Consider the following 14,944-nt stretch of genomic DNA (forward strand, 5'->3'; position numbering starts at 1 on the left):
GGTGGTCGGTGGACGCCGGTCCGCCCTGGCGGCGAACCGGCTTTCCCTGCCCTGCTCCGCAGGGGCTTCGTTTCCTCCCCCGGCTGAAGCCGGGGGTATCCACGAAGGAGAGACCAGATGATCGACGGCTTCTGTGGTTTCACGCACTGGCTGGCAGTTGCTGATCAGCCCAGATGATTTTGCCGTCCGGGATTTGCCGGGTTCCCCATCGACGGGACAGTTGGGTGACGAGGAAGAGGCCGCGGCCGTGTTCGTCAGTGGTGCGGGCGTGTCGCACAAGCGGGTGGCTGTGGCTGGCGTCGGAGACTTCGCAGGTCAGCATCTCGTGCCGGATGAGGCGTAGGCCGATGGTTCGACCACTGTTGCAGTCGCTGCTGCCGTGGATGATGGCGTTGGTGAACAATTCGCTGACGATCAGCTCTGTGGACTCGGCTAGGTGTTCCAGTCCCCACTGGGTCAGCTGCCGGGCAGCGAGAGTTCGGGCACGGCTGACGACGGCGGGGTCGCTGGGGAACTGCCAAGAGGCAATCTGGTCTGCGCCCAGCGAGCGGGTCCGTGCGAGGAGCAGAGTGACATCGTCGCTCGGCGGCTTGGCCCGCAGTGTGTCCACCGTCGAAGAGCACAGCTCGTCCAATGTGAGGTCGGGCTGTGCGAGGGCCGCGCGCAAACGGTTCATGCCGGCGCTGATGTCCTGGTCGCGGGCCTCGATCAGGCCGTCGGTGTAGAGGGCGAGCACGCTTCCTTCGGCGAGTTCCAATGTTACGGACTCGAAGGGGACCAGTCCGAGGCCGAGCGGTGCTCCGGTGGGCAGGTCGGGGAAGGTGACGTGGCCGTACGGGTCGATGATCGCGGGCGGGGGGTGGCCGGCCCGTGCCATGGTGCAGGTGCGGGTGACCGGGTCGTAGACGGCGTAGAGGCACGTGGCGGCCATCGTGGTGGTGGCCGGATGCCGGGGGTCTTCCGCCTCGGTGAGGCGGATGACCTGCTCGTCGAGGCGGGACAGTACTTCGTCGGGAGGCATGTCCATGCCCGCGAGGGTGTTCATGGCGGTGCGGAGTTGGCCCATCTTCGCCGCCGCGTTGATGCCGTGTCCGACCACGTCGCCGACGACCAGGGCGACGCGGGCGCCGGAGAGGGGGATCACGTCGAACCAGTCACCCCCGATGCCGTGGTGGCTGTTGGCCGGCAGGTAGCGCCAGGCCACGTCCGCGGCGGAGCCGCCCGTGGGGCGGTGGGGGTGCAGCAGGCGCTGCAGGGCGAGAGCCGCGGAGCGTTCGCGCACGTATTGGCGGGCGTTGTCCAGGGCCAACGCTGCCCAGCTGGCGAGTTCCTCGGCCAAGAGCAGGTCGTCCTCCTCGAACGGCCTTGGGTCCTCCGTCCGCATGAAGACCGCCATGCCCAGCACCGCGCCCCGGGCGTGGATCGGGACGACCATCAACGAGTGCATGGCGTGCTTGCGGATCTTCTCCGCCCGCGCCGGGTCGTGGTGGTCGAGCCATGTGCCCGGGGATGTGTCCAGTATCGGCTCGAAGTGGGATTTCCCGGAGCGCAGGACACCGGCGAAGGGCGAAGTGGGGGGGACGAAGACCGGCTCTCCGCGAGCGAACAGGGACTCCGGCGTTCCCGGGTGGATCGAGGCCAGGCCCGCACGGCGGAAGGCGGGGACGCGCTCGTCCTGTGGGCCGAGATGGGCCAAGGGCTCCTCGCCGTGTTGGACGGTCTCCGCCAGGTCGACGGTGGCGTAGTCCGCGAGGAACGGCACGGTGAGGGCGGCCAGTTCCTGCGCGGTCTGCATGACGTCCAAAGTGGTGCCGATGCGCCTGCTGGCCTCGCCGAGGATTGCCAGACGCTCTCGCGCCCGTCGGCTGTCGGTGACGTCCACGCTCACGACGCACACGCCCAGCGCGCGCTCCTGCGCGTCGTCGAGGCGGAAGTAGGACGCTGTCAATATGCGGCTGCTTCGCACATTCGCCGGCAGGAAGGCCTGGTAGTCCACGTTGATCGCCGGGTCGCCGCTCTCCAGCACCTGGTGCATCACTGCCTCCAGCGTTTCGGCCTCCGTCCCGGGCGCTGTCTCCGTCAGCCTGCGGCCCAGCCGCTTGGGGAGAGGGATGCCGTCCTTGGAGCCCTGGGTGTCGTTCACCCGGATGCAGCGCAGGTGCGTGTCCCGTACGACGACACCGATCGGCAGGCGGCTGGGCAGCGGCAGCGTAGCGGGGAGCGGGTCCGCCACTGTGGCCTTGGCCGGCCACGCGGGAAGCGAGGCCTTGTCGGTCGCGCAGACCACCCACCAGTCCCGGCCGTCCTGCCCGGTCAGTGATGACACGCATAGGCGCACGTCGATGCTGCGGCCGTCGCGGTGGCGGACCTGAGCGAGGTCGGACCAGCAGTCCCGAAGGGTGCTCTCCTGTGCGGGTTGGGAAGCCTTTGCTCGGTCGTCAGTGGCCGCCAAGAGGACCCCGGCGGACCGCCCCACCACCTCCGTGGCCGAGTAGCCCACGAGCCGCTGAGCGGCCTGCGACCATCCGACCACCGTCCCCTGCGCGTCGAGGAGAGCTATCGCCGGGCAGACTGTCTCGATGGCCGTCTGAGCCTCGGGGACTGCTGTCTCTGCGGAACTGCCCATTGCTCTTCCCTTCTATGTCCCCCCTGCGATGCGGCCCCCAACTGCTCGGCTGTCTGGTGGATGGATAGGTCCAGGGCAGGAGTGATCGAGCTACCAGGCACGGCAGGCCACAGCCCATTCACAGTGCCCTCGACGGTGGCTGCGGCGGTGTCTCTGCCCGCCAGACGTGCTCCGGCGGGACCCCTGTCGGGGCCTGGGTGCAGCCAACGGGCCGTCGGCTGACAGCGACGGCAGCAACACGGCCGTCCGGTGACTCCCCGCTTGTTCTCACCCGCACCTCACGCGTCACTCGGCGACTGCTGAGCAGGTGGTGCAGTCGGGCCCCGAGGGCCGCCGCCAGAATCGGAGCGACCAGACAGATCCGCAGATCGGTGGTCTGCACAGCGAGTGCGGCAGGACGAACTGGCGGGCGGGGTTGATCAAGCCCCCGCTGCAGGGCCGCAGAAAAGCGATCACCAGCGCAACGGACAGTCCTATGACGTACGGAACCAGGCGCACACAGCGGGCATGAGCCATGTAAAACCCGTCCGCCAGCATGATGACCGTCATGCCGCCAGCCTCGGCGAGAAAGACTGACGTGGGCTGCAGGAGGACGCGGGCACGATCGCCGCGTGGGAGGCGCTGCTGGCTTCCGCGTGCTTCGTTCGTACTCATGCGTGCAACGCTAGGCACCCAGTGGCACCGCAGTATGGTCCATTTCTATGACAGATTCCCAGACCAATTCTGCGGACGAAGCGAGCTCGGGATCTATGGAGCTGGGACACTAACCCGCTCCTGACCGTGGTGCTCCGCGCATGCGACGTGGCGTTCCGGCTTCGCTGTGTAAACGGTCTGACTGACGGCGCCCAGGGACCTGCCTGGCGGTTCGACGCGAAGTGGCCCCGGGTCTTTTTACTCAGAAAATGGCCCACACGTGTGGGCGGACGCGCGCATACGGTCCGGTCATGACTGCAACAGCGCCCACCGCGATGAACATCGCTGCCTTCCTTTCAGTGTCCTCGACGAGCTCTACACCAGCCGACCCGCGAGTTCGGTTAGCTCATCGGCAGGGCCGGCCACACACTGGTGTGGGGCGGATCCGATACCGGGCTGATGAAGGTCGTCACCGACGGAGTACAGGCGTCGGGAGGGCGGCTCATGGGGATCTCGGTCGATTTTCGCCGGAAGTGGGTCGAGAAGGACGCCGACGAAATGGCGTTCGCCAGGGATCTCGCTGAACGGAAGGCACGGTTGCTCGCCGTGTCCGACACAGTAGTGGTGATGCCCGGCGGCGTGGGCACGTGGACGAAGGGACCGAGGTTCTGGAGCTAAGGAAGCACGGCCTGTACGACGACCCCGTGGTGCTGCTGAACACGGCGGGCTTCCACGACGGGCTGATACTCACGCCCCGGCGAATGGACGAGCAGGGGTTGGTGCCATTGCCCCTTGGAGAGCTGGTCTTCGTCGCCGACACGGCTGCTGGCGCACTCGCCACCGTGGAGAACTGCGTTGGAACGGATGGCGAGATCGTGACAACACGGCTCCCCGCCTAAAAGATCGCGCGGACTCCGGCACGGGCGGCCTGGCACTTGAGGCCGACAGCCCCAGCACCTCCAATCTCGGCAGGGACGCTCCCGAACCGGACAGAGGCGCGTCCGCTCCGCCCTCGGAACCCCTTCTAGGGCAGCACCCTGCACAGTGCGTCCAGTGCGCCTGCCCACGCGCTGTCCGAGGGCGCCGCGTAGTTGAACACCAGGGCGTCCCGTTCGGGCAACTGCCATCCGCAGTCCGCCACTTCGCAGCGGAACTGCGTCAACCCCCTGATCGCCAGACCTTGCCGGGCCGCGGCCTGGGCCACCGAGCTCTCGGTGCCACGCGGGAGTTCGAGGACCGTCTGCAGTCCCGCAGCCATCCCGTTCACACCAATGCCAGGAGCCCTCTGGCGCAGCACCTCGACCAGCTGATCGCGGCGACGCCGGTAGCGCAGCCGCATCGAGCGCACATGACGGTCGTACGCACCCGAGGCGATGAATTCCGCCAGCGTCATCTGCTCCAGGGCGCTCGTCATGTAGTCGCCGGGCCCTTTGGCCGCCACGATCTCCGGGATGAGTTCCTCCGGCAGCACCATCCATCCAAGCCGTACCCCCGGCGCCAGGGACTTGCTCACGGAACCGAAGTACACCACCCGCTCCGGATCGAGGCCTTGCAGGGCCCCCACCGGCTGACGGTCGTATCGGAACTCCCCGTCATAGTCGTCCTCCAGGATCAAGCCGCCAGTGGCACGTGCCCACTCGACGGCAGCCGTGCGCCGGTCCGGGCGGAGCGCGACCCCCGTCGGGTACTGGTGCGCCGGGGTCATCAGCACTGCCCCCACTTCAGGCAGTCGCGCGAGGTCGTCTATGCGTGCCCCATGGTCGTCGACGTAGAGGGGCGGGGTGTGCAAACCGGCGTTCGCCAGCAGGTCGCGATACAGGTCGAGCCCGTAGGCCTCGATTGCCACCCCTCGCACCCGCCGCACCCTGAGCGCCTGCGCCATCAGCGCCAGACCGTGGTAGAAACCGGAACCGATGACGATCCGCTCCGGCTCGGCGTACACCCCGCGGGCCCGCGCCAGGTAGTCCGCGAGTGCGGTGCGCAGCTCCATCCGGCCGCGGGCGTCGCCGTAGCCGAAGGCGTCGTGTGGCGCGGCGGTCAGAGCCCGGCGGGCCGCAGTGAGCCACTGTGTGCGCGGAAAGGTCGCCAGGTCCGGTGCACCGGTCCACAGGCCATACCTGGGACGGTGCTCGTCGGGCCTCGCGCGAGGAGCGTCGGGCGTGGACCTGTGCGGCTCGACCCGGGTGGCCACCCGGGTCCCGGAGCCCTGCTGGGCGGTGAGCCAGCCCTCGGCGACCAGCTCGGCGTAGGACTCGACCACGGTGTTACGCGAGACGTCGAGATCCGCGGCGAGTGAGCGTGAGGCCGGCAGCCGACTGCCGGGCGCCAGACGCCCCGTGCGCACGGCCTCCCTCAAGGCGTCCGTGAGCCCTGCGCGCAGCCCGGGTCCGCGCAGCTCCAGATGAAGGTCCGCGCCGAACGCCAGGGGCGAACCGGCCGCGGAATTGGTCCGGGGATCTGTCATGTAATTTGACAATACTCTCCATACCACTGATAACGCAGTGTTCTGGGCATAGCACACGAAAGCACCGCACATCTCCCCACAGCACGCGGCACGTATGGACGGGGCGAAGCTCGCCCCTGAGGCCTTCAAAGCATGCTCCGTCTCGACGCGGCCTCGCATCGGGGGTGTCGACGCGCGCCAGGCCCTCAACACGCCACCGGCGCGGTCCCCCGCAAGAGCGACCTGCGCCCGGCCGCCTGAACGAATACCTCTGACCGGCGGCGGCCGGGGGCACCCGTACAGGCGCTCCCGGCCACTGGGTTACCGGGTTTAGCGGACACACGCCATGCGAGACCGACCACCGCGGTCACGGCGAGCGTGAGCCCCGCGGCCTTGCCATCCGGGATCGTCCCGGCAAGATGGGCGGGCTGCCGGATCGGCTTCGGCGCGGAGATCACCGCAGCCTGATCGCCGGGCACGTCTTCATGAAGCACCCCGGCTTCATCGGCGACTCGGTGATCGGGCGCCGCGTCGATATCGGCGCATTCTGCTCCACCACCGCACTGCGGTGCGACCGCGGACCGGTCGCCGAACCGGCGATCGAAGAGATCACCGTCAACCTCGACGGGCAGCGCATCACCACCGGGCAGAGGAAGTTCGGCGTCGTCGTCGGCGACGAGGTGGCGCTGCCGGCCGGGACGGTCCTGGCGCCCGGAACCCGATCGGGCCCGCCACCGTCATCTACCCCCACGACCACATCGGCGGCTTCCTGCCCGCTGGTGTCGGATCAGGTGAGGGCCGTGACCGCCACCTCCACCCGCCGCGCTGCTGTGGATGCTGCCCTGGTCCGTGTCACCGGTGGCCGCCCGCTGTCCGGCCGGATCTCCGTGCAGGGCAGCAAAATCATCGCTCTGCATCTGTACGCGGCAACGCTTCTGGCCGATGCCCCGATCGTCCTGACCGGGGTGCCGCAGATCATCGACACCCATGTGTGCGCGCAGATCCTGCGCCACACCGGAGCCCGCGTCGGTGGTGTTCCTTCGTTCGGGCGTCCCGGTGCCCTCCGGGACTGGTGAGGGGCGGTGCGGGTCTGTCAGGCGTCGAAGTGGCCGAAGGTGATGATCTCGGCCTCTTCGATCACCAGGGCGTTGAAGAACTCGCGGCGGGCGGGTCCGGCGGCGTGGGCGGCGCTGACGGCGTAGACCTCGATGAGGGTGTGGCCCGGGGCTCCGGCGAGTTCGCTGAGGATGTCGGCTAAAGAACGCGTTTCTCCTCGGTGGCTCGCACCCATGCGCCAGACCTCAGCGGTTGAGGATCACCTCGACTCGCGGGGCCCCGTCCGGCCCGTTCCTCGCGGCGTCGTTCGCGGTCTGATCGGGGGGCGGTTCAGCGCCACCGAATTTGCGCTCCTGGAAGGAGGCGACGAACGGCTCCAAATCCTCGCCCCCGAAGGGCTGCCCGCCCGCGCCGGTGATGCCGTCCCGTTTGTATACGTGGGCGGCGAGAGCGGCAGCGTCGCGGGGCGCGCCCTGCGTCCCGCGTACGAGAGCCAAGCGTCTACCAGATCAGCCTCCGCTCGCGCTTCGGCCGAGCATGGCGCCACAAGGCCCCCGTCGACGCTGTGATGCCGCTGCGTCCGGCCCGCTACGGCGTCCCCCTCGCTGAGCCCCGCCGCGGGCCTCGCCGCCGCCGGCGCCTACCGCTGTCCCCGCGGCAAGGACGTTTGGGCCTGGTTCCAGCCGCCCCTGCCCAGCCAGCCCGGGGCAGGCGGCTCTCGTCGGGGTCGAGGTCGGGAGGCGGTGGGAGGTTGCCTGGTTCCGTCACGTATGACCGTCCCGCCCCCGACTGCACACACCTACCCTGGTACCGTTTTGATACCCCTTCGGCCGATCCAGTGTGGTTCGTACTCTTGCTCCTCGGGCGTACGAGTAGGGCCCGGCCGCCGTGACAGCCGGGCCCCGCGAGAGGGTGGTGCGGGTCAGGTCACCATCGGTACCAGCGGCCGCGGCCACCGCCGGCGGTGGTGGATCGCATGACGAACCCGAGCAGCCACAGCACCAGGACCGCCAAGGCCACCCACCACAGGATCTTGACGGCGAAGCCGGCGCCGAAGAGGATCACCGCGAGAAGCAGAACAAGAAGCAGGGGAACCATAGTTATCAACCTCCTGGCCCCCGCTTGCCCTGCTTATCCGCCTGCATGCCCGGGCGGCGCCTTGTTATGGAGGAGGACAGGACGAGGCACGAGCGGGTTACCGCGACAGCGGCACCACAGGTTATGAGCCCTGTGCCATGACTGCCGGCGAGGAGGCCCAGGCGAAGACCGGGCAGGCCGAAGGCAAGGCCAGGGATGCCCTGGGAAGCGCCATCGGCAATGACCCGATGGCCGCCGAGGGACAGGCGCAGAAGAGCACGGGCGCCGCCCGTGAAGCCAAGGAAAAGGCCAAGGACGCCGTCAAGCACTGACACCTTGTACTCGGCGAGGGCCTTCGCGGAAAAGATCCGGCAAGGCCTTCGACTTACCGCGGCGGGCAACCGTGCGCTTCTTGCATTCCTGGCTTTGTCGTCGGCGGTCGCAATCGGCTGAACGGGAGGCCAGCGAGCTGTGCTCGTCCGTTCGACGGCACGACAACCCCGCTCACGCAGGGCCGGCTTCCATGGCGGCCGGAGGTGACCGCGGTGCGATGCATGCGGTCCTTGACATGCAGTCTGTCCCTGCCGCACATCCCCTTGCCCCCGGCAGGTCCTAGGTCAGAACGTCACCGGAGTCAGGACCGGGTGGCAGAGTGGCTGTCGGGATGGAGAGCAAAGATCTGGTGAGGCCGACGATGCGCAGCACGCGCAGTGTGTGGGGAGGGACCGCCGCGAGCGCGATGTCCGCCTGGACGGCGTGGGCGTGGTTTGCGGGCTGCGATCAGGGCTGTGATGCCGCTGGAGTCACAGAACTCCATGCCGGCCAAGTCCAGGATCAGGCGCCGGCCCGGCTGAAGGGCGATCGTGGTAAGCAGCTCACGCAGTTGATTGACCGTGGCTGCTGCGCACAGAGGCCCGAGGGTCAGGGCCGTGACTGATCACCGTCGCCGGGGAGGGGCTCCGAGGATGAGCGGGATAGTGACGGCAGTCAGCAGCAACGGCGAGTACTCATTCACCAAGCCGAACCGGGACAGCATCGCACTGCTCGCCGGGCTCGGTGTGGAGGGGGGCCGGTGCGACGCCCAGGTGGCCGCAGCCCGGACCCGAACCTTCCCGTGTCGGGGGCCGGCCTGCGACCGGACGCCTGAACCGTCACATCGCGGCGGGATACGCCGCCAACCGGGCTGCCGCGCCCGGGGCGGTGACGATGCGGAAGTGGGTACGGGTGCCGGTGAGGTCCAGTACACGCTGCGGCTGGGCCTGCAGGCCACACAGCTCCAGCACGCCGTCCTCCGCACCGGCGCGTCGGCGCAAGCACTGCAGCAGCCCCAGGCCGCTGGCGTCCATGAACGACACACCCGCAAGGTCCAGGCTGACCGTCCGACCGCGCATGATCATCACATCCGTGGCCTGGGTGACCTGCGGACAAGTATCGAAGTCCAGCTCGCCAACCAGCGTGACTACGCAACGGCCCGGGAATTTGCTGACATGTACTCTGAAATCCGTCATGGTGAGAAACCACCGTCCGGGATCGAAGGCCATCGGTCGGCTCCCCTACGGGGAGAAGGTCGTCAAGCGCGCGACATGCGTGCCGCTCACAGCCGAGCGAGACCACCCGCACCTTCCACCAGCCACCCTTGTGGGTGACCGCACGGTAGCGCGGGGTCCCTCACCAGACCAGGCTGGTTCTCCCCCCAGCGTGTCACAGCAGTGCAGCCGACACCAGACCGGCACCCAGGCGGCGGCACCGGGCGGCACACCAGAGCGCGCGTCCGCCCGGGGCCTCGGTGGCTCTTCCCGGGCATGGTCCCGGGCAAGCCGCCCCGCCAGATCGAGTGGATTCGCAGCGGCCTTGACCACATCGGGTAACAGATCGATCGAGGTCCCCAGCACGGCGAGGGCGGCGCCGTCCGGCGTCCGGAGTTCGTTCAGCGCTGCCGAGAACCGTTTCCGGTTCCGGTGCAGATCGCCGAGGGTCCGCGCGACGGCGGAGTCCCACTGCAGCTTGCGGAACGCCACACGCAGTTCCAGGCCCTCGGCGTCCGGTGGTGTCCCGCACCGGAGCACATACAGCTTGTCGTACAACAACGCGTCGCAGAGAGCCGAGAGATCGGCCGGGCGCTCGGCCTTCATCAACTGAGGGGCAAGGACGCGGGCCTCCAACGGCGCGGCCAGCACCGGGTCACATCCCGCGTCCACCAAGTAGCCTGCGAAGGCTCGGCCACACGGAACGTTCTGCAGCAGGCGGGCGGCATCGGCGATCATGGTCTGATCGACGAGGACCGCGCCTAGTTACCTCAGGCGTCAAGGGCACCTCCGATCCCAATCACGCAAGAGTCCGGACGATCCCTTGGCGTGTCTACCCGTACGCCGGTCATCCCATGATGATCGAGCCCAGCTTCTCCCCGTGGGTACACGTGCGAGGCGGCAGGTTCACACGCCGCCGACCCGCCGGCGCCGGCACAGACTCCGCGAGCGGGCTCAACGGCAGTGACGTCGTCGTGCTCATGCAGCGTGTCGGGCGACAGTCAGGCCGCCCCGGTCCACTCGCGGCGTTCCTGGACCATCGGCGCGTCGATGGGCGCGTCAGCCTACAGGTCGTCGCGTACGGCGTGCCGACTTCTCTGAGGCCAACGTCCGGGGCAGGCAAGCGACTTCGTCCCAGGGCAGCGTTTCCATTCGGTCATCTTCTCCGTCGGCCGTAGACACCGGCCTCTCTGAATGGAACGCTCCTTCCAGAGCCTGGGAGGTTCACGCGAGCCCGTCGAGATGCCGTGCGCCCCTCCCTTTTTCTGCGGTGCTCCATCCGCTCAGTCGCTCCAGCGCCACCCCGCCCGTCGCCGCGCGCCGACCGCGTGCCTCGCACGAGCCGCTCATCCCGCACTCGCACGACGTCTTCGCAGCAGCCGAGTCCTCGCATCCCCGGATGCATCGCCGAGAGGAGTCCATCGCATGCGGTTTCGAGCCACCCCGGCGGCACTGGCCGCCATCGTCCTCGCCACAGTGGCGAACCTCGCAGCCCCCGCCGCCGGTGCCGCCACACCCGTGGCCACCGCACCGACGGAGTTCACCGTGGACACCACGACTGATGCAGTCGACGCCGACCCAACGGACGGCCGGTGCCGCACGGTGTCGGGCGCGTGCACCCTGCGCGCCGCGGTGATGGCCGCCAATGCCCGGCCGGGCAGTGAGATCGTCCTGCCTCCCGGCCGCTACCGGCTGACGATCCCGCCCGACCCCCGGCTGATCATCGGGTCCCATCCCGACCCCACCACAGGCGATCTGAACATCGAGGCTCCCACCACGATCAGAGGTGTCGGCGCGCGGACCACCGTCGTCGACGCAAACCGCCTTGACCGGGTCTTCCGCGTGCGGGCGGATACCCTCATCTCGGATGTGACACTCACCGGCGGTGAGGCCAGGCAGCGCGAACTGCCCTTCACCGACACCGGTGGTGGCGCCATCGCCAACGGAAACCATCTGACGCTGCGACGGGTCGCCGTGACCGGGAACTCCGCCGGCTACGGCGGTGGCGTCTTCAACACCCCCGGCTCCCACCTGGATCTCATCGACAGCACCGTGAGCGCGAACGCCGCAGGCGAGGCCGGGGGCATCCGATTCGACGACGGCGGCACCGTTACGAACTCGACAATCGCCGACAACCGCGTGACGGACCCCGGCGACCGCCCCGGCAGCCTCGGCGGTCGCGGCGGAGGCATCGACATCCGCGGTCTTGAAGTCGTGGAGATCCGCAACTCGACCATCACTGCCAACCGTTCCAGCGACGGCGGGGGCGGAATCAACATCGCCCCCGCCTACCTCGACAGCCTGCCCAGGCCCATCCCCGACATCGTCGATCTCCCCTTGGGCCGTCTGACCCTGCGCAACTCCGTTGTCGCCGGCAACACCGTCGACGGAGCGGCCGCGGACTGCGAGAAGGCGTTCGCCACGATCGCATCGCAAGGCCACAACATCGACGGTGACGGCAGTTGCCGACTCACCGCCATCGGCGACCTGCCGAGCCGTGCTGCGCTGATCGGGCCGCTCACGGACAACGGCGGCCCCACCGACACCGCCGCGCTGCTGCCGGGCAGCCCCGCTCTCGACGCGGCCGACGGCTGCCCGGCCACCGATCAGCGCGGCGTCGCCCGCCCTCAGGGCGCCGGCTGCGACATCGGCGCCTACGAACACATTCCATAACCCCGCCTACGTACCCGCACCAGGAGCGACACGATGAGATCATCGAGCCTGCGCCGCATCTCGGCCCGCGCCATGACCGCCGTAGCGGCCCTCCTGCTGTCCCTCACCATTCCCCCGAGCACGGTCCGAGCCGCCGCCGCCCACGACTCCCTGCTCGTGCGCACCGACCACGGCTGGGTGCGCGGCGCAGCCGACCGCGGCGGCGGATGGGTCTTCCAGGGCATCCCATTCGCCGCACCGCCGACCGGAACACTGCGATGGCGTCCGCCTCGGCCTGCCGCACGGTGGTCCGGCGTACGCGACGCCACCGCACCGGCCCACCCCTGCCCCCAACTACCGCTGACGCTGCTGCCCGGCGGCGGCCCCGTCCTGCCGGGCGAGTCCAACCGCATCGGCAGCACCACCGAAGACTGCCTGTACCTCAATGTGTGGACGCCCACCCGCACCGGCGGCCGGCCACGCCCGGTACTGGTGTGGCTGCACGGCGGCAGCAACGCCTACGGCGCGGGCAGCGACTACGACGGATCGGCGCTGGCCGAGCGCGGCGTGGTGGTGGTGACCGTCAACTACCGCCTCGGCGCACTTGGGTTTCTCGCCCACACCGCCCTGTCGGCCGAGAGCGCAGACCGCGCCTCCGGCGACTACGGCCTGATGGACCAACAGGCCGCCCTGCGCTGGGTACGGCGCAACATCGGAGCCTTCGGCGGCGACCGGAACCGGGTGACGCTCGCCGGGCAGTCCGCCGGATCGGCGGACACCTGCCTGCAGATCGCGTCGCCGACTGCCAAGGGCCTGTTCCAGCGGGCCATCCAGCAGAGCGGCAGCTGCGCCTCGGACGGCGGTCTGACCCCGCTCACGCTCGACGCGGCCGAGCGCAAGGGCGGCGACTTCGCCGCCTCGGTCGGCTGCGCCGATCCGACGACCGCGGCAACCTGTCTGCGCGCCGTGCCAACCACCCAGCTCATCCGCGGCGCCGGGACCGGGGCGGCGTCCCTGTGGAGTCCGAACACCGGGCCGCGCATCCTGCCGCGCTCTCCGCGCGCGGCATGGGCCGACGGGCGCGTGCACGCGGTCCCCACGCTGAGCGGCAACACTCATGACGAATATCGCTACTTCACCGCACTGCTCGTGGATCTGCTCGGCGGTGGTCCGCTGACCTCCGACTCCTACGCCGCCCTGATCAGGCTCCAGCACGGCGACCGTGCAGCCGCAGTCCTCGACACCTATCCGGCCTCGGCGCATCCCTCGCCCAACCTGGCCTACTCCGCCGCCGGCACCGACCAGCGGTTCGCCTGTCCGGCGCGGGCCGACAGCCGGCTGTACAGCACCCGGACACCCGTGTACGCCTACGAATTCAACGACCCCAAGGCTCCCCCGTTCATCCCGGCACCGCACACGCCCCAGGGCGCCTTCCACGCCTCCGAACTGGCCTATCTCTTCCCCATGGAGCAGCTGTCCCCCTTCACGCCGGCCCAACGGCGGCTGTCCACCACCATGACCACCTATTGGGCCCGGTTCGCGGCCACCGGCGACCCCAACGGGCCCGGCACTCCCCCATGGCCGCGCTACACGGCCGACGGGGACCGCGTCCAGGTGCTGGCGCCGGACCGGATCGGCCCCTCCACCGGGTTCGCGACCGACCATCACTGCGCTTTCTGGCAGTCTTCTCCCACCCAGGTCCCGGCGAGCCGCTCGATGACATCGACGTCGGACCTGCGCTAGTCGGGCGCCGGACGCTGCACCGGGGCCCGCACGCCCTGGTGCAGCGTCCGTGAGAGCGCTTGGCTGCGGTCGTCGACTTCGCCCGCGCCCCGTATCACCGCGAGCTGTCCGGAATTAAGGAAAGCGTCGAACACGCTCAAGACCCCCCGAGCAGTGCCCGACCGGCACCTTCCGCGCGTCACTCCCGTTCGGTGGCGCCGTGCCGCGGGGCGTCCTCGCCCAGCGCGCCGCGCAACGGCACGCCGTGGTGCGCCGCCAGTGCCAGCAATGCCACACGCAGCGGCCCGGTGTCCAGGACGGCACCCGGCTCGAACCAGCGGGCGACGGCGGTTCCGCTCGCCATCCTCAGCGTGAAGCGCGCCAACTCGTCCGCCACCTGCGAACCTTCATGCAGTCCCAAGACGGCGCTCACCGCTTTACGAGCCCAGGCCAGCAGCGCGTCGCGGTAGTGACGCACCTCGGCCACGGCCGCCGTACTGGCATCCTGCTGCACCATGCCCAGCCCCAGCAGCAGCCTCAGACCGTGCGGGTGACGCTCGAACGCGTCCTTGACCTCCGCGAGGAAGGCGTCCAGGCGCTGGGCGACGTCAGCGCCCGGCATCTCGGCCGGTGGCAGCGCCAACAGCAGGGCGGTCCTGGCGCGCCGCAGTACCGCGACGTAGATCCCGTCCTTGCTGCCGAAGTGCCAGTAGAGCGAGCTGGTCGGCAGACCGCACGCGGCGGAGATCATCGAGATGGACGTGGCGGCATAGCCATACCGCGACATCAGTTCGCCAGCGGTGTCGAGAATCGCGTCACGGGACCGTGCGCCGCGGTCCGGGGCTGGTGCCTCCGTCATACAGCCGACTCTAGAGGAAGCGCAGGGCCACGCCACGGTCCGTCCAACCGATCGTCCGCATGGACCGTAGTGGTGCTCAGTGCGAGAACCACTCTGCAGGCCATCCGACGCCTCGTCTGGCGTCAGGTGATGAAGTGGTGGATCGTGCTGGCCCGCGGGGGGAAACAAGCACGGCCCGCTGGGTATCGGCTACCGACAACGGCGGGATCTTTGGTCCAGGAGGAGTCACGCCCAGACAACAACAAATCTCCGACCAAGGCCGCTAGCCTCGTTACCTGAGCATGGGGGCGACATCCGCCGTCGGCGTCCCGAAGAGTTCGGCAGATGTCGTTACGCCCTGGTCACCTGGT

Annotated in this window: 12 protein-coding genes and 3 pseudogenes; 6 read left to right on the forward strand and 9 right to left on the reverse strand. The window is 69.2% G+C overall.

The genetic code is table 11. The features are described 5' to 3' along the window. Positions 1-139: 139 nt before the first annotated feature. Positions 140-2,626, reverse strand: coding sequence for a SpoIIE family protein phosphatase (locus tag ABZ876_RS36955; RefSeq protein ID WP_361790092.1), 2,487 nt, complete (start codon positions 2,624-2,626; stop codon positions 140-142). A 978-nt stretch (positions 2,627-3,604) separates the two neighbouring features. Here ABZ876_RS36955 and ABZ876_RS36960 point away from each other — a divergent pair. Then, a pseudogene (locus ABZ876_RS36960) lies at positions 3,605-4,158 on the forward strand (LOG family protein). Between the two features lie 125 nt (positions 4,159-4,283). Here the strand turns inward: ABZ876_RS36960 and ABZ876_RS36965 are convergent. After that, positions 4,284-5,723 carry a PLP-dependent aminotransferase family protein gene (locus ABZ876_RS36965; protein ID WP_361790095.1) on the reverse strand — a complete coding sequence of 480 codons (1,440 nt, stop codon included), beginning with the start codon at positions 5,721-5,723 and terminating at the stop codon, positions 4,284-4,286. Between the two features lie 398 nt (positions 5,724-6,121). On the opposite strand from ABZ876_RS36965, the gene ABZ876_RS36970 reads away from it, so the two are divergent. After that, on the forward strand, positions 6,122-6,778 hold the full coding sequence (locus tag ABZ876_RS36970; protein ID WP_361790098.1) for a hypothetical protein: 657 nt from the start codon (positions 6,122-6,124) through the stop codon (positions 6,776-6,778). Between the two features lie 17 nt (positions 6,779-6,795). Here the strand turns inward: ABZ876_RS36970 and ABZ876_RS36975 are convergent, their stop codons facing one another. From ABZ876_RS36975 to ABZ876_RS36985, 3 genes are all read right to left on the reverse strand, one after another. Further along, positions 6,796-6,993 carry a hypothetical protein gene (locus ABZ876_RS36975; protein WP_361790101.1) on the reverse strand — a complete coding sequence of 66 codons (198 nt, stop codon included), beginning with the start codon at positions 6,991-6,993 and terminating at the stop codon, positions 6,796-6,798. Between the two features lie 10 nt (positions 6,994-7,003). Then, complete coding sequence (locus ABZ876_RS36980; RefSeq protein ID WP_361790103.1) at positions 7,004-7,255, reverse strand: hypothetical protein; 252 nt, start codon at positions 7,253-7,255, stop codon at positions 7,004-7,006. Positions 7,256-7,685: 430 nt separating this feature from the next. Next, entirely contained in the window at positions 7,686-7,856 is a 171-nt protein-coding gene (locus tag ABZ876_RS36985) for a hydrophobic protein (RefSeq protein WP_361790106.1), read from the reverse strand. A gap of 137 nt (positions 7,857-7,993) precedes the next feature. On the opposite strand from ABZ876_RS36985, the gene ABZ876_RS36990 reads away from it, so the two are divergent. Next, a complete protein-coding gene (locus ABZ876_RS36990) occupies positions 7,994-8,167 on the forward strand; it encodes a CsbD family protein (protein WP_361790109.1) in 174 nt (57 codons plus the stop codon). 302 nt (positions 8,168-8,469) lie between these two features. On the opposite strand, the pseudogene ABZ876_RS36995 reads toward ABZ876_RS36990, so the two are convergent. Then, positions 8,470-8,721 (reverse strand): annotated as a pseudogene (locus ABZ876_RS36995) (STAS domain-containing protein); the annotation flags it as partial. A gap of 79 nt (positions 8,722-8,800) precedes the next feature. Between ABZ876_RS36995 and ABZ876_RS37000 the strand changes: the two are divergent. Next, a pseudogene (locus tag ABZ876_RS37000) lies at positions 8,801-8,902 on the forward strand (MOSC domain-containing protein); the annotation flags it as partial. An 84-nt stretch (positions 8,903-8,986) separates the two neighbouring features. On the opposite strand, the gene ABZ876_RS37005 reads toward ABZ876_RS37000, so the two are convergent. Both ABZ876_RS37005 and ABZ876_RS37010 read right to left on the reverse strand, forming a co-directional pair. Continuing rightward, positions 8,987-9,376, reverse strand: a complete 390-nt coding sequence (locus ABZ876_RS37005; RefSeq protein ID WP_361790112.1) for an STAS domain-containing protein — start codon at positions 9,374-9,376, stop codon at positions 8,987-8,989. Between the two features lie 12 nt (positions 9,377-9,388). Further along, complete coding sequence (locus ABZ876_RS37010) at positions 9,389-10,099, reverse strand: hypothetical protein (protein WP_361790115.1); 711 nt, start codon at positions 10,097-10,099, stop codon at positions 9,389-9,391. Positions 10,100-10,786: 687 nt separating this feature from the next. Here ABZ876_RS37010 and ABZ876_RS37015 point away from each other — a divergent pair. Continuing rightward, a complete protein-coding gene (locus ABZ876_RS37015; RefSeq protein ID WP_361790118.1) occupies positions 10,787-12,034 on the forward strand; it encodes a choice-of-anchor Q domain-containing protein in 1,248 nt (415 codons plus the stop codon). Positions 12,035-12,067: 33 nt separating this feature from the next. Then, positions 12,068-13,756: a carboxylesterase family protein gene (locus ABZ876_RS37020; RefSeq protein WP_361790120.1), complete on the forward strand. Its 1,689-nt coding sequence runs from the start codon at positions 12,068-12,070 to the stop codon at positions 13,754-13,756. Between the two features lie 178 nt (positions 13,757-13,934). Here ABZ876_RS37020 and ABZ876_RS37025 read toward each other — a convergent pair whose 3' ends face one another. Next, entirely contained in the window at positions 13,935-14,594 is a 660-nt protein-coding gene (locus tag ABZ876_RS37025; RefSeq protein WP_361790123.1) for a TetR/AcrR family transcriptional regulator, read from the reverse strand. Positions 14,595-14,944: the final 350 nt, after the last annotated feature.

The sequence above is a fragment of the Streptomyces sp. NPDC046931 genome (assembly GCF_040644655.1).
In the GTDB taxonomy this organism is placed as follows: domain Bacteria; phylum Actinomycetota; class Actinomycetes; order Streptomycetales; family Streptomycetaceae; genus Streptomyces.